This window comes from Miniimonas sp. S16 (assembly GCF_057748195.1).
In genome coordinates, this window is record NZ_CM173242.1 from 1,362,038 (window position 1) to 1,384,879 (window position 22,842).

The window sequence follows — 22,842 nt, forward strand, 5'->3', positions numbered from 1 at the left end:
CCGCCACCTCGAAAGCACCGGGTCAGCTGTCGCTGACAGCCTCGGCGTAGCGGTCCGCGGCCCCGTTGACGAGGTCGAGGTAGGTCTGGAGGTTCTGCCCCTCCAGCTCCGAGACGAACGTGTCCCACTCGGAGAGGTCACGCTGGCCGACGATGAACTGCATCGTCGCCGTGTCGACCGTGTCCTTGAGCGCCGTCGAGATCAGGGAGGCCTGCTCGAGCTCCATCTCGTTGAGCGGTGCGGGCGGGAAGTGGTCACGCGGGGTTCGCGAGGAGAGCACCGAGTCCATGTAGTCGACGAACTCCGCCGAGTTGTAGGACTCCTTCAGCTCGCGCGACTCGGTCGAACCGGCGAACACGTTGCTCGCCCAACCGAGGTCCTTGGCGATGTCGATCGTGCCGGTGTCCATGTTGAGGTTGTAGGCCTCGAGCTTGAACTCCGGCAGGAGGGTGAAGACGCCGTCCTCCTTGGTGTAGGTCTCTCCCTCGACGCCCCACTGGATCAGCTCACGCGCCTCGGGGTTGTAGTACAGCCAGTCGGCGAACTGGAGGTAGGTGCACAGGTTCGGGTCGTCCTTCACCTGGGAGGTGAGCATGAAGCCGTGCCAGAAGCCACGCGGCTCCACCACGTCACCGGCCGGGCCGCCGGGAGGGGCGATCTGGATGAACTCGGCGCCCTCGGCGCCGGGAACCTCGGCGGCGGCGATGGCGAACTCGTTCACCGTGCCGGGTGCTCCGGAGGCGGCGAAGATCTTCGAGTTGGCGACCTTCTCCTTGACCGTGCCGGCGCCGTCGTTCGACTGCGTGAACGACTCGATGTCGAGCAGGCCGTCGGCGGCGAGGCCGTGGAAGTACTCGACCATCTCGTGGTAGCCCTCGGTGGTCGGGGCGTACTCGAACTCGTCCGTGTCCGTGTTGTAGAACGTGCCGTTGCCGAAGCCCCAGCCGGCGACGGTGCCGAACGCGTGCGCGGCGTAGTTGAGCATCGAGGCGCCCTCGAACCCGTCACCCAGCGGGTAGCTGTCGGGGTAGGCGGCCTTGATCTTCTCCAGCGCGGTGCGCAGCTCCTCCCAGGTGTTGGGGACCTCGGCGCCGACCTCCTCGAAGATGTCCTTGCGGATGATCACGGAGAAGACCGGGACCGAGACCTCCTGGAGGCCCGGGGTCATGTAGTACTTGCCGTCGTCCTGGCGGAGGTTGTTCACCATCTCGCGCAGGTCCCACTCGTCGACGTACTTGTTGAAGTTCGGCATGTACTCGGAGTAGTCGCTGAGCGGGAGCACGGCCTGCGAGGCGGCGAACTGCTTCTCGTCGCCGGTGTAGATCAGCGGGATCAGCGGAGGCGCGTCACCGGCGGAGATGAGCAGGCTCTGCTTCTCCACCCGGTCGCTGAACGGGACGTGGGTCGGGACGAGGCGCACGTTGGTGCGCGCCTCGATCTCGTCGAACAGCTGCCAGGAGTCCTTGACCGGCATCTCGGGCCAGTCGGTCCACAGGATGCCCAGCTCCACCGGCTCCGCAGCCTTGAACTGCGCGTCGGCCGCGCTCTCCTGGGAGCACTCGAGCTGGACGCCCTCGGCGCTCTCTCCTGTTCCGCCGTCGGCCTCGTTGTTGCCGCCACCGCCTCCGCCACCGCACGCACTCAGCACCATGGCGGTGGCCGCGAGCGTGGCAGCGCCTGCCACCACACGCCGCCGCGCACCTGCGTTCCTCAGCACACCTGACATGACTCTCCTCTTCGAGTTGCACCCGACGTCGTTGCCGGGCAGCCAGTGGGGCCGGAGGCTTCCCTCCGACTCGCAACTATCGACGCAACTTCCGATAGCAGAGTCAGTATGTGCGCGTTCACATTGACGAGTCAAGTGCCTCAGGTCACAGTTTGGTCACCGTCCCGGCGGCAGAACCGCGGCGCCGCAGCATCGCCCCGATCGAGAGCTGTCATCGATAGGTTTCGAATCAGGTTCGACCTGAGCGGACCCCCTCAGTTCTGGTTGGTTGGCTCTCATGACCCCCGGCGAGCGCGAGCGTCTCCTGTCCCGGCACCGGCCCCGCACCGTCGTCACGACCGACCCCGAGCTCGACGACCTCAACTCGATCCTGCGGCTGGTCCTCTACGCCAACGAGATCGACCTGCGCGGGCTGGTCTACGCCTCCAGCCGCTTCCACTCCAGCGGCGATCCCGCGCGCGGGATCCCGGCGAAGCGCTGGCCGCCGGCTGACGTGCCCTGGCACATCGACGAGGCGCTCGGCGCCTACGCCCTGGCCCACCCGAACCTGCTCGTGCACGACGAGCGCTACCCCGACCCGGCGCACCTGCGCTCGCTGGTCGCCGTCGGGAACATCACCGCCGAGGGCGACATGGCCTCACCGACCCCCGGCTCCGACCTCATCGTCCGTGAGCTCCTCGCACTCACGCTGGAGGAGACGCCTCCGCTGCTGTTCCTGCAGGCCTGGGGCGGGCTCGGCACGATCGCCCGCGCGTTCCTCACCGTGGCGGAGCACCTCGCCGAGGACCCCGACGGCGAGCGCCAGCGGGAGCACATCACCCGCCACACGGTGCTGACGAGCTTCTGGCAGCAGGACTCCACCTTCCGCGACTACCTGCGCCCGCAGTGGCCGGGGCTCGAGCTGCGCGACGTCGCGACGACGATCTGGGGCTACGGCGCCCGCGACGTCGTCGACCCCGCCGAGGCCCCGCTGCTCGGCGCATCGTGGATGCGCGAGCACGTCTCCGAGGTCGGCCCGATCGGCGCCGCCTACCGGGTGTGGGGTGATGGCAGGCGGATGGCGGCCGAGTTCGACGCCGAGGACTACTTCGGGGGGCGGGGCCGGAGCGCTGCCGAGCTGCGGGAGGCCGGGTTCGTCGTGTGGACACCGGTGCAGGAGCCCGGCTCGTGGATCTCCGAGGGCGACTCCTCCAACCTCGCGCTGCTCGTCGACAACGGCCTTGACTCCTGGCGCCACGCGAGCTGGGGCGGCTGGGGCGGTCGGCAGGAGCGATCGGTCGAGGACCCGGCGCAGCACCTGGCCGACCTCGCCCACGACACCCGCGAGGTGGCGGAAGGGCGTGAGAGGCCTGGTGCGCGCGAGACGTCTGGGGTGCGTGAGACGTCTGGTGTGCGCGAGACGCCGAAGGACTGGGCTGCTGCCCGCTGGTTCGGCGCCTTCCAGCGCGACCTCGCGGCGCGGCTGCGGTGGAGCGTGACACCGACCTTCGCCGACGCCGACCACCCGCCCCGGGCGCGGATCCTCGGGCTGGGAGCGGCCGGGATCCGGGCCGTCGCCCCGGGCGAACGGGTCGCCCTGGAGGCCGAGGTCGTGGATCCCGACGGCGCTGGCACCACCGCGCGGTGGTGGCACTACCGGGAGGCGGGGCTGGAGCCGTATCCGGGTGAGGTCAGGCTGGAGGTGGGTGGGCTGGAGGTGGGTGGGCCCGGCGCCGCGGGCGAGACCGCAGGTACGCCCGGTGCGGCTGGCGAGACAGCGGCGGCCGCCGGCGCCACGCCGTCGTGCGTCGTCGAGGTCCCGGCCGACGCGACTTCCGGCCAGCAGATCCACGTCATCCTCGAGGTGGTCGGAGCCACCGGCCTGACCGGCTACGCCCGGGCCGTCCTCGACGTCCGCCCCGCCTGACGCCCCTCCGCCCCACTCCCCCTCCTCACGCGCCCACCGAGAATGCGCCGCGCTGCCAAACCAGCCGGATAGAGCTCCCACCCGCATTCTCGGCAGCGACCACGGTTGCCGACCGTGCGTGACGGTGCTGTATCCGGTGGATACAGCACCGTCACGCATTGTCGGCAGGTGTGGGGTTGGGCAGGCCGGCAGGGCCGGCAGGGCCGGCAGGGCCGGCAGGGCCGGCAGGGCCGGCAGGCCGGCAGGGCCGGCAGGCCGGCAGGGCCGGCAGGCCGGCAGGGCCGGCAGGGCCGGCAGGCCGGCAGGGCCGGCAGGCCGGCAGGGCCGGCAGGGCCGGCAGGCCGGCAGGGCCGGCAGGGCCGGCAGTCCGCTCAGGCGGGCCGGTACGCCACGGCGCCGAACCGCAGCGGGGCCGCGTCGGCCGGCGCCTGGTGGACCAGACCGAGCACGACGCCCACGAACGAGCCGGTGGTCTCTGTGCTCAGGGCGCTGTGCGGCACGGTCGCGAGGTCACGCCAGCCGGCCGCCCCCTCGACCACGTCACCCGCGTCGCCAGCCTCCCCAGCGCCCCCCTGCACCTCGATGCTCGCGGTGTAGCTCGTCCCGTCGGAGCGGATGGCCAGGCCCAGCGAGCCCTCACCCAGGTCACCGAGCGGCAGCGGCACCCGAGCGAGCTCAGTCTCGACACCCCCGGTCCGCAGCACCGCCAGCCCCGCCAGCCCCGTCGAGCCGCGCCGCACCCGCAGCGTCAGGTGGGCCGACTCGTCCTGGAACGCGGTGATCCCGGCGTCGAGCGCCTCGCGCCCCACGAGGTCGGCGACGTCGAGCCGGGTGCTGAAGGCGAACGTGTGGTCCTGCTGCCGGCGACCCAGGAACGCCGGCACACCGCGCTCGGCGAGCGCACCGGGCCGCGGTGCGAGCTCGACGTCGGGCACTCCCGCGTCCTGTCCGTACTCCCGCCCCGCGCTGCCGGAGTCCACGATCCGGTGCTCGACCGGTCCGCGCAGCGAGACCCAGTCCGTCCGCCCCGGCCGCGGCGGCGCCACCGGCTCCCCGAGCACCTTCCCGACGCCCGGCGCCAGCAGCAACCCGCGCTCGTCCCAGGCCGCCGGTACGAGGAACGTCTCGCGGCCGAGCGTGTGGTGCCCCTGGACCGGGCGGACCGCGAGCACGAGGGCCGACCACGCGCCGTCGGGCCCCTCGACGAGGTCGGCGTGGCCGACGTTCTGGATCGGGTCGCCCTCGCCGAGGTGGCGGTGCGTGAGCAGCGGGCTGCGCGGGTCGGTGCGGTAGGGCCCGGTCACGGCGTCGGCCACGGCGAGCGTCACGGAGTGGTTGCGCTCGGTGCCGCCCTCGGCGCCGATGAGGTGGTAGCGCCCCTCGTGCAGGTACACGTGCGGCGCCTCGACCCACGCCCCGGCCAGGGCCCCGTGCCAGAGCACGTGCGTGGGCCCGACCAGGTCGAGCGTGGCCAGGTCGAGCTCCCGCGTCCAGAACTCACCGGGGCCGCGTCCCGGGGTCTGGGAGTCACGGGTGGCGCACACCCACGCCCGCCCGTCGCCGTCGAAGAAGATGTCGGGGTCGATCCCCTCGGCCTCCAGGCGGTGCGGCGCGCTCCACGGACCCGTGACGTCCGGGGCGGTGAGCAGGTAGGTGCCGGCCACGGCCGTGGCGTCGAGCCCGCCCGAGCCGTTGTCCCCCGCGACGGTCACGACGACGTAGAACCGGCCCTCGTGGAACCGGACCGTCGGCGCCCACACCCCGAAGGAGACGCCGAAGCCAGTCAGGTCGAGCCAGCTCTCCCCGGTCATCGCGTGCCCCACGAGCTCCCACTCCCGCAGGTCGCGGCTGCGGTGCACCGGGAGGCCCGGGTGGTAGCCGAACGAGGAGCTGACCAGGTAGAAGTCCTCCCCCACGCGGCAGACCGACGGGTCGGGGTAGCAGCCGGGCAGCACGGGGTGGGTCACGGTGAGCACCTCTCGGGGGTCAGGGAACGATGACGATCAGGGACGACGACGCAGCAGCCGCGGTGCGTCTCAGGCCGGCACCTGCTCCGGTGCCGGAAGGGAGAGGACGCCGTCCCCGACGGCGTACGGCCCGGTCACGACCCCGACGAACCAGCCGGCGTGCGTGGTCGAGAGGTGCCCGACGTCGACGCGGCCGACCTCATGGGCCGCACCGTCGGCGGTGAGCGCCTCGACGAGCCCGACGCGGCCGGTGATCGTGAGGCGCAGCCGGTCCAGGCCGGCCGGCGCAGCGATCGCCGCGGCGACCTCGACCGTGCCGTCGACGCTGCGCGTCACGACGACCTCGGTCCCGCCGTCGGCGGAACGTACTCCGACCGTCAGCCACTGGGGGGTCGACTGGCGCAGCGCCAGCCCCACCTCGGCGATGCCGCCCTCGGCCGGGCCCGAGAGGTGCTCGACGGCGTCCCCCAGACCCTGCGTCACGCTGCCCTCGAGCACGTGCAGCCGCTGCCCGATGAAGGCGGGCAGGTGATCGCCCAGCCCGGCCCCGGCGCGCAGCGCCACCTCGCCGGCACCACCGATCCCGCCGACCCCACCGACCCCACCGATCCCACCGATCCCACCGGTCTCCGCGATCGTCGAGGGCAGCCGCCGCACGCCGATCCAGGTCCGCTCCGGCAGCCCACCCAGCCCGGCGCCGACGCCATCGCCGCCACCGAGCCGGTCAGCACGCACCCCGTCCGGCCCGCCCGGCTCGGGGACGAGCGTGCCGACGCCCGGCGCGAGAACGGGCCAGTCGCCGTCGTCGCCGGGGTCCCCGGCGCAGATGCCGGAGCGCCACGTGACCGGCAGCAGGAACGTCTCGCGGCCGAGCAGGTCGATCCCGCCGGCCAGCCGGGAGGCGAGCGCGAGCGCCCACCAGCTCCCGTCGCTCGCCTGCACCAGGTCGGCGTGCCCCACGTTCACCACGGCCGCCTCGGGGCCGAGGTGCCGGTGTGTGAGCACGGGGTTGTCCGGAGCCGAGGTGAACGGACCCGTCGGCTGCTCGGCGCGGGCGACGACGACCGCGTGGTGCCGCCCCGTCCCGCCCTCGGCTGCGACCAGGTAGACGTGCCGGCCCCGGCGGTACAGGTGCGGCCCCTCGGGCCAGGTCGCACCCACCGCCGCTCCGGACCAGATCACGTGCTCGGGCCCGGTGAGCTCGAGCGTGGCCGGGTCGAGCTCCCGCACCCAGATCTCGCCGTGCCCCTCCCACTGCGGCGGGGTCGCCCCGCGGCCGCCGTGGGCCCAGATCCGGCCGTCGTCGTCGAGCAGCAGCGAGGGGTCCACGCCCTGGACCCCGTGCCACCACACCGGTGGCGTCCAGGGCCCGGCGGCGTCCGTCGCCGTCGTGATGAAGGTGCCCGACGCGCCCTCCGGCCCACCCAGGTGGGTGCACACGACGAGGAAGCGCTCGCCGTCGTGCCGGATCGTGGGGGCGTAGAGCCCGCCCGAGTCGTGCACGCGGGTGTAGTCGAGCTGGTCGGTGACGACGTGCCCCACGAGCTCCCAGGTGACGAGGTCGCGCGAGCGGTGCACGGGCAGGCCCGGCAGGTACTCGAAGGTCGAGCTGATGAGGTAGTACCAGACGTCGCTCGCCCCGGGGCTGCCGTGGTCCACCCGGCAGACCGAGGGGTCGGGGTGGAAGGCGGGCAGCACGGGGTTGGTCGCGTGCCGCCACGCCACCTCCCGGGTGACGACCGAGGCCTCGTCCGGGAGGTGGCGTGCGGTCACGGCGTCAGTCCTCCAGCTCGACGACGACCTCGCCGGCGCCCGCGGCGGAGCCGAGAGCGTCGCCGAGACCGACGGCGACGGACCACGAGGCGGTGGCGTCGTCGCTGGTCACCCGCACCTGGGAACCGGTGCGCACCACGCGGAACGAGGCGGCAGACCCGGTCCCACCGGGCACGGTGGTGACGGCGTCGTACCCGTCGGGCAGCTCGAACAGGCGCAGCGTGACGCCGTCGGCCCACGCGTACTCGGGGGTGTCCTCGACGGCGCCGACCGGCAGCACCGTGCCGGGACGCACGTACAGCGGCAGCGAGGAGAACCCGTGCTGCTCGCTGCGCCACCCGGCTCCCACGGCCTTCTCCCCCGTCAGGAGGTGGGTCCAGGTGCCGACGGCGGGCAGGTAGAGCTCGACGTGGCCCGCGGCCGAGAAGACCGGCGCCACGAGCAGCGACTCGCCCAGCGTGTACTGCGTGCCGACCCCTGCCACCCCGCGGTCGCCGGGGAACTCCAGCGCCATGGCGCGCATGACCGGCACGCCCGTCGCGCTGGCCTGCTCGCCCACGGCCCCGAGGTAGGGCATGAGGGAGAGCTTGAGGTGGGTGAAGGCGCGCGTGACGTCCACGGCCTCCTCGTCGAACGCCCACGGCACCCGGTAGGAGTTGGAGCCGTGCAGGCGCGAGTGCGAGGAGAGCAGACCGAAGGCCACCCAGCGCTTGAACACGGCCGGGTCGGGCGTGCCCTCGAAGCCGCCGATGTCGTGGCTCCAGAACCCGAAGCCGCTCAGGCCGAGGGAGAGCCCGCCGCGCAGCGACTCCGCCATCGCCACGAACGTCGACTCGCAGTCACCGCCCCAGTGCACCGGGAACTGCTGGCCGCCCGTCGTCGCCGAGCGCGCGAACAGCACCGCCTCGCCCGTGCCGCGCTTGCGCTCCAGGAGGTCGAAGACCGCCTTGTTGTAGAGCTGCGTGTAGTAGTTGTGCATCCGCTGCGGGTCGCTGCCGTCGGCGTAGACCACCTCGGTGGGGATGCGCTCCCCGAAGTCGGTCTTGAAGCAGTCCACACCGTCGTCCAGGAGCGCCTCCAGCTTCTCCTGGTACCAGGCGACGGCGGCCGGGCTCGTGAAGTCGACCAGCGCCATGCCGGCCTGCCACAGGTCCCACTGCCAGATCGAGCCGTCGGGCCGGGTGACGAGGTGCCCGAGGCGCCGGCCCTCCTCGAACAGGACGCTGCGCTGCGCGATGTAGGGGTTGATCCACACGCAGATGCGCAGACCCTTGGCCTTGAGCCGCTCGAGCATGCCGCGCGGGTCCGGGAACATCGCGGGGTCCCACAGGAAGTCGCTCCAGTGGAACTGGCGCATCCAGAAGCAGTCGAAGTGGAACACCGACAGCGGCAGGTCGCGCTCGGCCATGCCGTCGACGAACGACGTCACCGTCTCCTCGTCGTAGCTCGTGGTGAACGACGTCGAGAGCCACAGCCCGTACGTCCACGCCGGCACGCGCGCGGGCCGGCCCGTCAGGGCGGTGTACCGCTCGAGGATCTCCTTCGGCGTCGCGCCGTGCACGACGTAGTACTGCAGCTCCTCGCCCGGCACGGAGAACTGCACGCGCGAGACCACCTCGGAGCCGATCTCGAACGAGACGTGCTCGGGGTGCGCGACGAACAGCCCGTACCCGGCATCGGAGAGGTAGAACGGGACGTTCTTGTAGGCCTGCTCGGAGGCGGTGCCGCCGTCGGCGTTCCAGATGTCGACCACCTGGCCGTTCTTCGCGAACGTGCCGAACCGCTCGCCGAGCCCGTAGATCGTCTCGGCCACGACCATCGTGAGCTGGTCGCGCACGAACGTGCCGTCGGCGGTGGTCACGAGGCCGACGCTGCGGTCCATCGACCGCGTGAGGACGCGGCCGCCGGCGTCGACGAACTCCAGGCCCCACGGGCCGTCGTACCACGCGGCTCCCGAGCCGTGGGCCTGGCGCGCGACGGCGACGGCGTCGTCGAGCTGCTCGGCGCCTGGCGCCGCCGACAGCAGCACCACCGGCTCGGCCCCCGTCGCGGCGGTGTGCTCCGCCCAGGTCTCGACGCGAAACGACGGGCGCTCGCCGTCGGCCCAGCGCGCGGGCACGCCGCCGTCCGGCAGCGGCACCCACTCCTGGCCGGCGACCCCGAGCACGTCCCGCACGGGCGCCGGGAACGGGCCGAGGTGCAGGTGCGCCCCCTCGTCGGCGACGCCCGAGAACGGCCCGAGCACGTAGCGGCCACCGGCGGCGACGTACTCGCGCACGCGGTCCGCGTCCGCCTCGGTCATGACGTAGCTCGAGGGCGCCAGCACCGCGCGGTAGCCGGACAGGTCGGCGGTCGGGGGCACGACGTCGACGGCGATCCGCCGGTCCCAGAGGATCCGGTGCCACGCGCGCAGCGTGGCCAGGGGGTCGAGCCGGTCGGTCGGCATCGCCTGCGCGGAGGCGGCCCACCACGAGGGCCAGTCCCAGACCAGGGCGACCTGCGCCGTCGTGCGCTGCCCGGCGACCGAGGCGAGCCGGGCGAGGTCCGCGCCGAGTGCGCGGACGCCGCGGTGCACCGCGGTGTCGACGCCCTGGACGGGCAGCATCGCGGAGTGGAACCGCTCGGGGCCGCTGCGCGCCTGGCGCCACTGGAAGAAGCAGACGCCGTCGGCGCCGTGCGCCACCGCCTGCAGCGACGCGCGCCGGGAGGCGGCGGGCGACACCGTGAGGTTGTGCGGGCGCCAACTCACGGCGCTCGTCGCGGACTCCATGAGCAGCCACGGCGCGCCGCCGCCGAGGGAGCGCATGAGGTCCTGGGTGAGCGCGGCGTCGGCGGGCGAGCGCGGGTCGCCGGGGTCGGGGTAGGCGTCGTCGGCCACGACGTCGACGTGGCCCGCCCACGAGAAGTAGTCGGCGAGGTGGAAGAAGCCCATGAAGTTGGTCGTCACGGGCCGGCGGTCGTCGCGCTCGCGGATCACCCCGACCTGGGCGCGGTAGAGGTCGAGCAGCTCGTCGGAGGTGAACCGGCGGAAGTCCAGGTCCTGGCTGGGGTTGCGGTGGTAGGGCGCCGCGCGGGGCGGCAGCACCTCGTCGAACGAGCGGTAGCGCTGCGACCAGACCGTCGTCTCCCACGCCACGTTGAGCGCCTCGACCGAGCCGTACCGGCGCTCCAGCCAGCGCAGGAACGACGCCGCGGCCACGTCGGAGTGGTCCACCTGGCCCAGCTCGTTGCCCACGTGCCACATCACCACGCCCGGGTGGTCGACGAACGCGTCCACGACGGCGCGGCTCACCTCGAGCGCGGCCGTGCGGTAGGCGGGCGAGGAGGCGGAGAACTGGTTGCGCGAGCCCCAGCTCAGCCGCACACCGTCGGCCGTGACCGGAAGCGTCTCCGGGTGCAGCGCACCGAGCCACGGCGGCGGCGACGCGGTGGGCGTCGCGAGGTCGACGGCGATGCCGCCCTCGTGCAGGAGGTCGATCACCTCGCGCAGCCAGTCCAGGTCGAAGCGGTCGGGCTCGGGCTGCAGGCGCGCCCACGAGAAGACCCCGACGGTCACGAGGTTCACGCCCGCGGCCCGCATGAGCGCGACGTCCTCGCGCCACACGTGCGGCGCCCACTGCTCGGGGTTGTAGTCGCCGCCGAAGAGCAGACCGCGGCCGCGGGTGACGTCGGCGAGGGACGGGCGGTCGGGCACGAGGTGCTCCCTGGGGCGGGCGACTGAGACAGGCGGCTGAGGCGGGCGGCTGAGGCGGGACCGCGGCGGTGCGAGGCCGGCACGAGCGGCCTCACCACTCTAGTGGCGGGGCCCGCCCGCCCTGCGGGGGGGGCGGGCGTCGACCTCGACCGGCTCACGCCACGCGCTGCGACTGCGCCGCCGCGCCGAGGTCGGCGAGCGTGAGCGGGTGGCTCGGCGGCGCCCCCACGAGCACGCTCTCGTGCACCGCGAGGCCAGCGTCGACGTGCAGGAGCGTGTCGGGCGCGAGCATCCGCCACCGCGGGTCGGCGTCGAGTCGCTCGCTCGCGACGACGACGCTCGGCGCGTCCGCGAGCTCGGCGCTGTGCACGCGCATCCCGGCCGCCGAGGTCTGGTGCAGCGCGCCGTCGGGCCGGTGCCGCTCCAGCACCCAGAGATCGTGGGTGGCCGGGTAGCGCGACGCCCACAGGTCACGCGGACCGGTGAGCACGCAGTTGACGGCGAACACCGGCAGGTGCGCCGCGACCCAGGTGAGGGCCGCGCGCACGCCGCGCTCGACGTCGCCGTCGGCCCGTGCGATCTCGCGGCTCACGAGCGCGAGGACGCGCTCGCTGTCGGTGTCCCCCGCGACGCCCGCGAGATCCGCACCGAGCTCGGCCTCGAGCGCGTCGAGCCCTCGGACCACGCCGTTGTGCGCGAACACCATCCCGTCGCGCTCGAACGGGTGCGTGTTCGCCCACGTGTGCGCCGTGCCGGAGGAGTGCCGCACGTGCGCGACGAACGTGGAGCTGCGCCGCTCCCGAGCCTCGCGGGTGAACGCGTCGTCGGCGTACGCGGCGAGCGGCTGCTTCTCCACGAGCGGCGCCCCGGCCGCGTCGAACGTGCCGAGCCCGGTGCCGTCGGGGTTGTGCCGGCTCTGCCGAACGAGGGAGTCCGAGGCGTCCAGGAGCCAGAACGTCGCGGCGACCGGGGTCGCGCCCGCCGTGAGGCCGAACAGCCGGCACACGTCAGTCGCCCCGGCTGCGCAGCGTCTCCCGGGCCTTGCCGATCGCGAAGCCCCAGCCCTGCGCGAGGGTCGGGTGCGGCGGCACGGAGATCTCGTCGGGGTTGGTCACGACGTCGAGCAGCACCGGTCCGTCCTGCGCGAACGCCCACGCCACGGCGTCGTCCAGCGCGTCGGCCTCGGTCACCCGGCGCGCGGCGAGCCCCATCGCGGACGCGACGGCGGCGAGGTCGGGGTTGTCCAGCTCGGTGCCGAACTCGGGCAGGCCACCCTGCTCCTGCTCGAGCTTGACCATGCCGAGCCGGCCGTTGTCGAAGACGACGACGCGGACGGGCAGCTGGTAGGTCACGGCGGTGCGCAGGTCGCCGAGCAGCATCATGAGGCCGCCGTCGCCGCTGAAGGAGACCACCGGCCTCTCGCGGTCCAGCGCCTGGGCACCGAGCGCCATCGGGAGCGCGTTCGCCATCGAGCCGAGGTTGAACGACCCGATCAGGCGGCGCGTGCCTCGCATCTCGACGAACCGGGCGAGCCACGCCGTCGACATGCCCGTGTCGGCCGTGAAGATCGCCGACTCCGGCGCGAGGCGGTCCACGGCGCGCGCGACGGCCTCGGGCCGGATCCGCAGGTCGGGGTTGTCGAAGGCGGACCGCACGCGGCCGATGAGCGTGCCGTCGTGGCCCGGGTCCTGCAGCGAGGACTGCCGCTCGTGCCACCGCTCGAACGAGGCGCGCGCGTCGTCGAGGTGGCTGCGGTCCTCCCGTGCGGCGAGCTGGGGCAGCAGCGCGCGCAGGGTCTCGCGCGCGTCCCCGACCAGGGGGTGGGCCACCGGGACGCGCCGGCCGATGTGCTCCCCGCGCGCGTCCAGCTGGAGCACGGTGGCGCCGCTCGGGTACCAGTCGCGGTAGGGGAAGTCCGTGCCGATGAGGAACAGGGTGTCGGCGTCCTCCATGGCGCTCGCCGCGGCGGGGTTGCCGATCAGCCCGGACTGGCCGACCTGGAACGGGTTGTCCCGCTCGCCCACACCGCGGCCGCGCTCACGCCGGTCGCGCTGCTGCTGGGCCTGGGCAGCGGGATGGGGTCGGGGGTGCTCATGACGCTGGGCGCCGACGTCGCGCCGCCGTCGGACCGCGCGTCGTTCCTCGGCGCGTGGCGGCTGCTGCACGACTCGGGCAATGCGGCCGGACCGCTGCTGCTGTCGGCCGGTGCCGCGCTCGGGTCGCTGGCCGGCGGGGTGCTGCTCATGGTCGCGCTGTCCGGCGGCGCGGGCGTGGCGCTGTGGCGGCTCGTGCCGCGCTACTCCGTGCACGCCAACCGCACGACGCGCCGCCGCGCCGGGCTCGGCTGAGGGGCGTTCGGGTCGGCCCTTGGCGCCCGGTAGGCCGTTCTGGTCGCGTGGCGCCCCCACAACCCCACTTCCCCACCGCCAGAACGGCCCATGGCGCCGAGAACGGCCCCCGGGGGGCCGTTCTCGTCGCGGGAGGCCGTTCTCGGCGCACTGCGGCGCGCGACGGCGGTCAGCCCGCATCCCCCGGGGCCGTTCTCGTCGCGGGAGGCCGTTCTCAGCGCACTGCGGCGCGCGACGGCGGTCAGCCCGCGTCCCTCGGGGCCGTTCTCGTCGCGGCAGGCCGTTCTCGGCGCGCTGACGTGCGCGCTGATGGTCAAGCTGCGCCGGGCAGGGCGCAGCGGAGGCAGAGCGACCCGCCCGACGTCGCACCGCCACGAACGGCTCGTGGCTCCCCAACCCACTCCCAGAACGGCCCGAGGCGCCCCCCACCCGCAGCGAGAACGGCCCATGGCGACGAGAACGGCCCCCGAGGGGCCGTTCTCGTCGCGGTGAGCCGTTCTCGGCGCGCGAAAGCGCGCGACGGCGATCAGGCCGGATCGGGCAGGGCGCAGCGAAAGCTGTGCGAGCCGCCGGTCACCTCGTGCCGGGTGCCGTCCGGCAGCACCACGTCGGCGGGGACACCCACGGGGAGGGTGACGTCGAGGACGAAGGTGCGCGGCGCCGTCGTGCCTCCCGTCTTGACCTCGGCCGCGCCGGCCACACCCGCCTCGACGCGCCACGCGGTCTCGATCCGCCCCACCCGCGACTCCAGCGCCGTCCGCGCCCAGTCCAGCCCGTCTCCGGGCACGGGCTGCACGAGCACGCGGCAGTACCCGGGCTCCGCGGCCCGGATCCCGCCCACCACCTGGTAGATCCAGTCCGCCACGGCGCCGAGCGCGTAGTGGTTGAACGACGTCATCTCGCCGGGGTTGATGCTGCGGTCGGGCAGCATCGAGTCCCAGCGCTCCCAGATGGTCGTCGCACCCATGGTGATCGGGTAGAGCCAGCTCGGGCAGCCCCGCTCCAGGAGCAGCCGGTAGGCGGCGTCGACGTGGCCGTGCTCCGACAGCGCCCACGTCACTAACGGTGTGCCCGCGAACCCGGTGGTGACCCGGTAGTCGCGCGCGGCGACCAGCTCGGCGAGGCGATCGGCCGCGCGGGCGTGCTCCTCGCCGTCGAGCAGGCCGAAGCAGATCGCGAGCGCGTAGACGGTGGCGCAGTCGGACACGACGCGCAGGCCTTCCGCGCCCTCGCTCACGTAGTGCGTGCGGAACCCCGCGCGCACGCGAGCCGCGAGCGCCGCCCAGCGCTCGGCGTCGCCGTCGTGTCCGAGCAGCCGCGCGGCCTGCGCAGTGAACGCGACCGAACGGTAGAACGACGCCGTCGCCACGACGCCCGGGTGCGCCTTCGCGGCCCACGGCTGGTCCGGCGGCGCGTCGGGGTCGAGCCAGTCCGCCAGCTGCATGCCGACGTCCCACAGCCCGGTCTCGGACAGCAGCGGCTCGACCGACTCCAGGTGCGCGACCATCCCCGGGTAGTGCGCGGCAAGCAGGTCGAGGTCGCCGTAGGCCTGCCAGAGCGCCTGCGGCACCCACACCGCGGCGTCGGACCAGATCGTCTGCGCGGCGACCTCGGGGAACGGCGGCGGGCCGTCGAAGCGGGCGTGCCGCATGAGGTCCGGCACGATGATCGGGACGTGGCCGGCGTGCGCGGTCTCGAGCGCGACGTCGAGCAGCCACGAGTGCAGGAAGTCCGCGGCGTCGTACTGGAACGCTGCAGTGGCGGCGAACGCGGCGATGTCGCCGGTCCAGCCCAGGCGCTCGTCGCGCTGCGGGCAGTCCGTGGGCACCGCGAGGAAGTTGCCCTTCTGGCCCCAGACCGCGTTCCGCACGAGGCGGTCCACGAGCGGGTCGGAGCACGCGAAGCTCGACGTCGGACGCATCGCGTTGTGCACCACGACGGCGCGGATCGCCTCCCCGATCACCTCCGGGTCGAACTCGGGGTCGAGCCCGCCGGGCCAGCCGGCGACCTCGGCGTACCGGAAGCCGTGGAACGTGAAGGTCGGCTCGAAGACGTCGACGCCCGTGCCCGACAGCACGAACGTGTCGGTCGCGGCCGCGTTCCGCAGCGGCCGCACGCCGAGCTCACCGTCCTCGAGCACCTCGGCGTGCCGCACCGTGATCTCGGTGCCGGCCGGCCCCTCGACCTCCACGCGCAGCCAGCCCACGAGGTTCTGGCCGAAGTCCACCAGCGTCGCGCCCGACGGCGAGGGGGCGTAACCCGGTGGTCGGGGTTGGTGTTCGTGCCGTCGCCCCGGAGCCGGGCGTCGATGCGCTGACCCTGGTAGAGGTTGTTGGCCGTGACGTCACACGTGCGCGCCGACCAGTCGGTGCCGGTCGGCACGACCTGCGTGGCGCCGTCGCGATAGGTGATCTCGAGCGCGGCGAGCAGCCCGATCTCCTCGCCGTAGCACGCGTTCGCCTGGCTGAAGCCGAGGTCGCCGCGCCACCAGCCGTTGCCCACGCGGGCCGAGAGCGTGCGGCGCTCGGGGCCGTCGCGCAGGGCGTCGGAGACGTCCCGCTCCTGGAAGGCCAGGCGCCACTCGTAGCTCGTCCAGCCGGGCGAGAGGACGTCCGGGGCGACGGGCTCGCCGTCGAGGAAGAGCGCGTAGACGCCGCGCGCGGTGGCGAGGATCCGCGCGCTCGCGACCTCGGCGGGCGGCTGATCGAGGGTCACCGTCCGCAGAAGCTCGAGCGCGGCGCCGCGGTCGGCGTCGGCGGTGACGAAGCTCGCGGTGGCCAGCAGCTGGAGGTCCGGGTGGACGTCGGGCGTGGCTGCTGCACCCCGGGCAGGTCCGCCTCGCCGACGGCGTGCGCGCGCACCTGCGCCGGATCGCCACGATCGACGTGTAGCGCGCCTCGCCGCCGCCCGCCCGTCCCCGACTCCCCGGCCCTCGCCCGTCCACCGCGAGAACGGCCTACCGCGACGAGACCGGCCCGCCGGGGACCGTTCTCGCCGCAGCAGGCCGTTCTCGGCGCGCGGAGCGAGTGGGCTGGACCGTCAGTCCGCCCAGCCGCCGACCGTGAGCCGCACCCGCAGCCGCGCAGGCGCCGGCCGCAGCGCAGCGTTGGCCAGCACGCCGGGGCCGCACGCCGCGGTCCCGACACCGTGCTGGGCGACGTCGAGGTGGACCCAGAGCACGCCGTCGGGCACGAGGTCGTGCGGGTGCGCCGCCGCGTGCAGCGCCTGGTCCGTCCACGGCCGCAGCGTGAGCTCGAGCCCTGGCAGCGTGCGCGCGCCGAGCTCGCTGTCGGCGGCCTCGAGGTCGAGGGTGCGTCCGCCGTCGAGCGTGAGCGTCGCGGAGGTGACCCCGCGGCGCGCGCCGTTCTCCTGCGGGTGGGTGTAGCGCGTCTGCCAGTCGGCGACCGTGTGCCGCCACGCCCCGCCCAGCGCCGCCTTCGTCGAGTCGGCGTAGGACTCCTCCGGCCCCAGGCCCGCCCAGTCGACCTCGACGGCCGCGACGGCCCCGGGGTCGGGCTGCTCCAGCCCGAGCAGCAGGCCGAGCCGCGGCACGCTGCCGAGCCACTGCCCCTCCGGCACGATGGTGAGGTCGAGGTCGACGGCGTCCGCCGCGACCGCGCGCCACGTCGCGGTGAACGCGAGCCCGACCTCCGTCGCCGGGCCCGCCACCCGGCCGCTCACCACGACCGCGTCGTCGACGACCTCCGCGGTGTCGAGGCGCTCGGTGAGCAGCGCGAGCCCCTGCAGGTACCAGGTCTCCTCGTCGCTGCGCGCGGCCTCCCACTGCTTGGCGTGGTCGTTGTCGGTCGAGGCGCGCCACGCGTCCACGCGCGCCGTGCGCACCGCGACGCCGCCCAGGGCCGTGAGTCGTCCGGCGCGGTCGAACCGCGCGGGCCCGACGGCGAACCCGCCGTCCGCGCCCTGGCTCGCCACGCCGTCGCCCACCTCGGGCAGGGCGCGCTGCGCACGCAGGAGCAGCTGTCCGGCGCCGAGCACGTGCTCGCCGTCGAGACCGTCGAGACCGTCGAGCCACGCGGCGTCAAGTCCGGCGCCGGCGTTCGCGCGCTGCACGGCGCGCACCGTCCACCAGACCGGCTCGCGCCCCGGCGCCTGCGCGGCCAGCGCGACCGCCTCCTCGGGAGCGTCGAGCAGGAGCTCCTCGCCCGGGGCGAGCAGCGTGTCCTCGTCGTCCAGCTCGCCCGCGGCGAGCACCTCGTGGCCCTGGTGCAGCGACCACGCGAGCCGCACGTGGGCGGTGTCGCGGAACGTGTAGCGGTTGCGGACGAGCAGGTGGTCGCTCACGCCGTCGCCGTCGACGTCGAGCGGGTCGACGCGCACCGGCGCGTACACCGCGGCCATCTCGACCATGCCGGGCGACGGCGTGCGGTCGGGCAGCAGCAGGCCGTCGGCGATGAACGTGCCGTCGTGGAAGGTCTCCCCGAAGTCGCCGCCGTAGCCGTAGAACGTCTCACCCGTGCCGGCGTCGAGGTCCTCGCGACGCGAGATGCCGTGGTCCTTCCACTCCCAGACGAACCCGCCCATGAGGCGCGGGTGCGCGTCGAACAGGTCGTCGTAGTCGGTGAAACCGCCCGGGCCGTTGCCCATCGCGTGCACGTACTCGCACTGCATGAACGGCAGGCCGCGCCGGCGCGCGTCGAGCTCGCCGTCGGCCAGGGCGTCCTCCTCGCCGCGGCCGATGAGCGCCACCTCCTGCGTGGACGCGTACATCCGCGAGTAGACGTCGACGTGCTCGCTGGACCAGTCGCCCTCGTAGTGGATCGGACGGCTCGGGTCGAGTGCGCGGATCGCCGCGCTCATCGCCGCAAGGTTGCGGCCCTCGCCCGCCTCGTTGCCCAGCGACCACAGGATGATGCTCGCGTGGTGGGCGTCGCGGTGCACCATCCGGGTCACGCGGTCCACGAGCACGTCGGTCCACGCCGGGTCGTCGGTGGGGTTGCCGCGCCAGCCCGCGGCGATGAACCCGTGCGTCTCGAGGTCGTTCTCGTCGACGACGTACAGGCCGTACTCGTCGCACAGGTCCAGGAAGTGCGGGTGCGGGGGGTAGTGGCTGGTCCGGACCGCGTTCACGTGGTGCCGCTTCATCAGCAGCACGTCCTGCCGCATCTGCTCGGGGCTCACGGTGCGCCCGGCGGTGGGCTCGAACTCGTGCCGGTTGACGCCCTTGAGCTTGACCGGGGCGCCGTTGACGAGGAACACCCCGTCCACGATCGACACCGTGCGGAAGCCGATCCGCAGGGCGACCGTCTCCGCGTCGGTCGTGACGCTCGCGTCGTACAGGCGCGGCACCTCCGCGCTCCAGGGGTCGACGGCGAGCGTCACCTCCTCACCCGCGCCCACCTCGATCCCGAGCTCGGCAACGGTGACGCGCGCGCCGGGGGCGGGCTCGCCGTCGGGCCCGGTGACGTCGACGCGCAGGGTGCCCTCGCCGCTGGTGTGGTCGTACTCGGCGCTGACGCGGACGTGCTCGATCCCGCCGACGGGGCGGTGCTCGAGGCTCACGCTGCGGAAGATCCCCGACAGCCACCACTGGTCCTGGTCCTCGACGTAGGTGAACGCCGACCACTGCGTGACGCGGACCGCGAGCAGGTTGGCGCCCGCGCGGACGTGCTCGGTGACGTCGATCTCGGTGGGCAGGCGCGAGCCGTGCGAGACGGCGAGCGGGGTGCCGTTGACGGCGACCGTGAACCACGAGTCCACGCCCTCGAACCGCAGCACGACCCGGCCTTCGGCGAGCCATGACTCCGGCACGTCGAAGGTGCGGCGATACTCCCCGGTCGGGTTGTCGCGGGGCACGCGCGGGGGGTCGAGCGGGATCGGATAGAGGACGTTGGTGTAGGCGGGCTTGCCGTAGGGCCAGGCGTCGGGCGCCCCCGCGAGCTGCCAGTGGCCGGGGACGGTGAGGATGTCCCAGGGGTCGGAGGCGGGGCTGCTGTTGCTGCTGCTGCTGCCGTCGTCCGCCGGGTCGGCGCCCGTCTCGGCCCCGGGAAAGAGTCGGAAGCGCCAGTCGCCGTCGAGGCTCACCGTCTCAGCGCTGCTCGCGCCGGTCGGTGGGCGGAAGCGCGCGGGGCGGATGCCCACGGGAGGGGCGACGGTCTCGTGGGTGACGCCGTCAAGTGCGGCAGGGACGTGCGCGGAGCCCGTCCCTGCGGCGAGCTCAGGCAAGGGCGGAGCGATCGACTTGGCGGCAGACACGACGGAGACTCCATGTTCGGTGGCGTGGTGGGCGGCGGACTGGGTCGGGCTGAGTGGGCGGGGTTGTCGGCGCGGGCGTTCGTTGACGGCACGTGCTGGCTCAGGCGGTCTCGGCTGCCCTCAGCGGCGCGGACTCACTAGATGGTGACGTCGCCACGAGCGTACCGCCATCGAGGCGGGCGGTGTTGCGAGCGAGCGTCGGCGGCGCCCGTCCGGCCGGTTCCCCACCCGCCCATGTGACGCTCCGCGCGGCACTCGCGCCGAGTGTGACGCTCCGCGCGGCACACCCACCCCCACCGCGCCCAGCGTCACATCCGACGATCCAAGCGAACGCGTCGCGACGCTCCCCCGCCGGGTGTGACACTCCGCGCGGCACACCCACCGGGCGTGACACTCCGCGCGGCACACCCACCCCCAACCGCGCCCAGCGTCACATCCGACGATCCAAGCGAACGCCTTCGCGCCCATAGCCGCCGAGCCACCGAGCCACCAAGACGCCGAAGGGCCGGAGCACCCTGACGGTGCGCCGGCCCTTCGGCTCGTGGGTGGCGGCGTGGGCCGCGACGCCCAGATCAGCTCTCGCTGGTGGAGGCGTCCTCGACGGGCGCGTCGATAGCGGTGGCGCCCACCACGACGACGTCGCTCGCCTCGCTCTCCAGGCGCGGGTCGGACTTCTCCATGCCGGTGAAGAGGAACTCCCCGAGCAGGCCCTCGCCGGTGGCGTCCACGAGCACCTTCTGACCCGCGCGGAGCTCGCCGAACAGGATCTTCTCGGACAGGGCGTCCTCGATCTCCCGCTGCAGCGCGCGACGCAGCGGCCGAGCCCCGAGCACCGGGTCGTACCCGCGCTCGGCGAGCAGACCCTTGGCGGCCTCGGTGAGCTCGATCGCCATGTCCTTGTCCGCGAGCCGCTTCCCGAGCCGCGCGACCATCAGGTCCACGATCTGGAAGATCTCGTCCCGCGAGAGCTGCGGGAAGACCACCACGTCGTCGACGCGGTTGAGGAACTCCGGGCGGAAGTGCTGCTTCAGCTCGTCGTTGACCTTGCTCTTCATGCGCTCGTAGGACGTCGACAGGTCGCCGCCCGCCTGGAAGCCCGTCTGGACCCCCTTGGCGATGTCCCGCGTGCCGAGGTTCGTCGTCATGATGATGACGGTGTTCTTGAAGTCCACCACGCGGCCCTGGGAGTCGGTCAGGCGACCGTCCTCCAGGATCTGCAGCAACGAGTTGAAGATGTCGGCGTGCGCCTTCTCCACCTCGTCGAAGAGCACCACGGAGAACGGCCGACGGCGCACCTTCTCGGTGAGCTGGCCGCCCTCCTCGTAGCCGACGTATCCCGGCGGGGAGCCGAACAGCCGCGAGACGGTGTGCTTCTCGGAGAACTCGGACATGTCGAGCTGGATCAGCGCGTCCTCGTCCCCGAACAGGAACTCCGCGAGCGCCTTGGCCAGCTCGGTCTTCCCGACGCCCGTGGGGCCGGCGAAGATGAACGAGCCACCGGGCCGCTTGGGGTCCTTGAGGCCGGCCCGCGTCCGGCGGATCGCCTGCGAGAGCGCGGTGACCGCGGCCTTCTGGCCCACGATCCGCTCGTGCAGCACGTCCTCCATCCGCAGCAGCCGCGAGGACTCCTCCTCGGTGAGCTTGAAGACGGGGATGCCGGTCGCGACGGCGAGCACCTCGGCGATCAGGTCCTCGTCCACCGTGGCGACGGAGTCCATGTCACCGGACTTCCAGGCCTTCTCGCGCTCGAGGCGGCGGGCGGCGAGGTTCTTCTCGTCGTCGCGCAGCCGTGCGGCGCGCTCGAAGTCCTGGTCGTCGATCGCGGACTCCTTGGCGCGGCGCGCCTCGGCGATCTGCTCGTCGAGCTCGCGCAGCTCCGGCGGCGCCGTCATCCGGCGGATCCGCAGGCGGGCGCCCGCCTCGTCGATCAGGTCGATGGCCTTGTCCGGCAGGTGGCGGTCGTTGACGTAGCGGTCCGCGAGCGTCACCGCGGCGACGAGCGCGCCGTCGGTGATCGTGACGCGGTGGTGCGCCTCGTACCGGTCCCGCACGCCCTTGAGGATCTCGATGGCGTGCGCGATCGTCGGCTCGTTGACCGTGATCGGCTGGAACCGGCGCTCGAGCGCCGGGTCCTTCTCGACGTGCTTGCGGTACTCGTCCAGCGTGGTGGCGCCGATGGTCTGGAGCTCACCGCGCGCCAGCATCGGCTTGAGGATGCTGGCGGCGTCGATCGCGCCCTCGGCGGCGCCCGCCCCGACGAGCGTGTGGATCTCGTCGATGAACAGGATGATGTCGCCCCGCGTGCGGATCTCCTTGAGCACCTTCTTGAGGCGCTCCTCGAAGTCACCGCGGTAGCGCGAGCCGGCCACGAGCGCGCCGAGGTCGAGCGTGTACAGCTGCTTGTCCTTGAGCGTCTCCGGGACGGTGCCACGCACGATGTCCTGCGCGAGGCCCTCGACGACGGCGGTCTTGCCGACGCCGGGCTCGCCCACGAGCACGGGGTTGTTCTTCGTGCGCCGCGAGAGCACCTGCATCACGCGCTCGGTCTCCCGCTCGCGCCCGATCACCGGGTCGAGCTTGCCCTCGCGGGCGAGCTGGGTGAGGTTGCGGCCGAACTGGTCCAGGACGGCCGAGCCGGACGGCGTGCCCTCCTGCGGGCCACCGGCCGCGACGGGCTCCTTGCCACCGGGCTGACCCTGGAGCAGCTGCAGCACCTGCTGGCGCACGCGACCGAGGTCGGCGCCGAGGTTGCCGAGCACCTGGGCGGCGACGCCCTCGCCCTCGCGGATCAGGCCGAGCAGGATGTGCTCGGTGCCGATGTGGTTGTGACCCAGCTGGAGCGCCTCGCGCAGCGAGAGCTCGAGCACCTTCTTGGCGCGCGGCGTGAACGGGATGTGGCCGGTGGGAGCCTGCTGGCCCTCGCCGATGATGTCCACGACCTGCTGCCGCACGACGTCGAGCGAGATGCCCAGCGACTCCAGCGCCTTGGCAGCGACGCCCTCGCCCTCGTGGATGAGGCCGAGGAGGATGTGCTCGGTGCCGATGTAGTTGTGGTTGAGCATGCGCGCCTCATCCTGAGCGAGGACGACGACGCGGCGAGCTCGGTCGGTGAATCTCTCGAACATCGCGCACCTTCCCTTCCGGCTACGACGGGTCGCGACAACGGCCCGCTGACGGTGTCCACCCAGGCTAACGAGCGAGTCCGACATTGCATG

11 protein-coding genes and 2 pseudogenes are annotated in these 22,842 nt (G+C 73.4%); 2 read left to right on the forward strand and 11 right to left on the reverse strand.

Annotated elements, in window-relative coordinates; all coding sequences use genetic code 11:
- Positions 1 to 22: 22 nt before the first annotated feature.
- Complete coding sequence (locus AC3AQ1_RS05970; protein WP_108718232.1) at positions 23 to 1,726, reverse strand: ABC transporter substrate-binding protein; 1,704 nt, start codon at positions 1,724 to 1,726, stop codon at positions 23 to 25.
- 277 nt (positions 1,727 to 2,003) lie between these two features.
- Between AC3AQ1_RS05970 and AC3AQ1_RS05975 the strand changes: the two genes are divergently transcribed.
- Positions 2,004 to 3,632 carry a DUF1593 domain-containing protein gene (locus AC3AQ1_RS05975; RefSeq protein WP_108718233.1) on the forward strand — a complete coding sequence of 543 codons (1,629 nt, stop codon included), beginning with the start codon at positions 2,004 to 2,006 and terminating at the stop codon, positions 3,630 to 3,632.
- A 371-nt stretch (positions 3,633 to 4,003) separates the two neighbouring features.
- Here the strand turns inward: AC3AQ1_RS05975 and AC3AQ1_RS05980 are convergent, their stop codons facing one another.
- From AC3AQ1_RS05980 to AC3AQ1_RS06005, 6 genes and pseudogenes are all read right to left on the reverse strand, one after another.
- The gene (locus tag AC3AQ1_RS05980; RefSeq protein WP_234417826.1) at positions 4,004 to 5,599 is read right to left on the reverse strand and encodes a glycoside hydrolase family 43 protein; all 1,596 of its coding nucleotides are present in this window, start codon (positions 5,597 to 5,599) and stop codon (positions 4,004 to 4,006) included.
- A 69-nt stretch (positions 5,600 to 5,668) separates the two neighbouring features.
- A complete protein-coding gene (locus AC3AQ1_RS05985) occupies positions 5,669 to 7,372 on the reverse strand; it encodes a glycoside hydrolase family 43 protein (protein WP_234417827.1) in 1,704 nt (567 codons plus the stop codon).
- Between the two features lie 4 nt (positions 7,373 to 7,376).
- Positions 7,377 to 9,977 carry an alpha-xylosidase gene (gene yicI, locus AC3AQ1_RS05990; protein WP_108720019.1) on the reverse strand — a complete coding sequence of 867 codons (2,601 nt, stop codon included), beginning with the start codon at positions 9,975 to 9,977 and terminating at the stop codon, positions 7,377 to 7,379.
- Positions 9,966 to 10,952 (reverse strand): annotated as a pseudogene (locus AC3AQ1_RS05995) (beta-galactosidase); the annotation flags it as partial. The gene yicI and the pseudogene AC3AQ1_RS05995, both read right to left, overlap by 12 nt.
- 268 nt (positions 10,953 to 11,220) lie before the next feature.
- Positions 11,221 to 12,072 carry a class II glutamine amidotransferase gene (locus AC3AQ1_RS06000; RefSeq protein WP_108718235.1) on the reverse strand — a complete coding sequence of 284 codons (852 nt, stop codon included), beginning with the start codon at positions 12,070 to 12,072 and terminating at the stop codon, positions 11,221 to 11,223.
- Between the two features lies 1 nt (position 12,073).
- Positions 12,074 to 13,090 carry a thiamine pyrophosphate-dependent enzyme gene (locus tag AC3AQ1_RS06005; RefSeq protein WP_304595719.1) on the reverse strand — a complete coding sequence of 339 codons (1,017 nt, stop codon included), beginning with the start codon at positions 13,088 to 13,090 and terminating at the stop codon, positions 12,074 to 12,076.
- A gap of 69 nt (positions 13,091 to 13,159) precedes the next feature.
- Here AC3AQ1_RS06005 and AC3AQ1_RS06010 point away from each other — a divergent pair, with 69 nt between their 5' ends.
- Complete coding sequence (locus tag AC3AQ1_RS06010; protein WP_234417829.1) at positions 13,160 to 13,414, forward strand: hypothetical protein; 255 nt, start codon at positions 13,160 to 13,162, stop codon at positions 13,412 to 13,414.
- Between the two features lie 526 nt (positions 13,415 to 13,940).
- Here the strand turns inward: AC3AQ1_RS06010 and AC3AQ1_RS06015 are convergent.
- From AC3AQ1_RS06015 to AC3AQ1_RS06030, 4 genes and pseudogenes are all read right to left on the reverse strand, one after another.
- Positions 13,941 to 15,641 carry a family 78 glycoside hydrolase catalytic domain gene (locus AC3AQ1_RS06015; protein WP_234417831.1) on the reverse strand — a complete coding sequence of 567 codons (1,701 nt, stop codon included), beginning with the start codon at positions 15,639 to 15,641 and terminating at the stop codon, positions 13,941 to 13,943.
- Positions 15,642 to 15,757: 116 nt separating this feature from the next.
- A pseudogene (locus AC3AQ1_RS06020) lies at positions 15,758 to 16,129 on the reverse strand (alpha-L-rhamnosidase N-terminal domain-containing protein); the annotation flags it as partial.
- A gap of 324 nt (positions 16,130 to 16,453) precedes the next feature.
- Positions 16,454 to 19,513 (reverse strand): glycoside hydrolase family 2 TIM barrel-domain containing protein, encoded by a 3,060-nt coding sequence (locus AC3AQ1_RS06025; RefSeq protein WP_234417833.1) that lies wholly within the window; start codon positions 19,511 to 19,513, stop codon positions 16,454 to 16,456.
- Positions 19,514 to 20,199: 686 nt separating this feature from the next.
- Positions 20,200 to 22,752 (reverse strand): ATP-dependent Clp protease ATP-binding subunit, encoded by a 2,553-nt coding sequence (locus AC3AQ1_RS06030; protein WP_108718237.1) that lies wholly within the window; start codon positions 22,750 to 22,752, stop codon positions 20,200 to 20,202.
- Positions 22,753 to 22,842 lie beyond the last annotated feature (90 nt).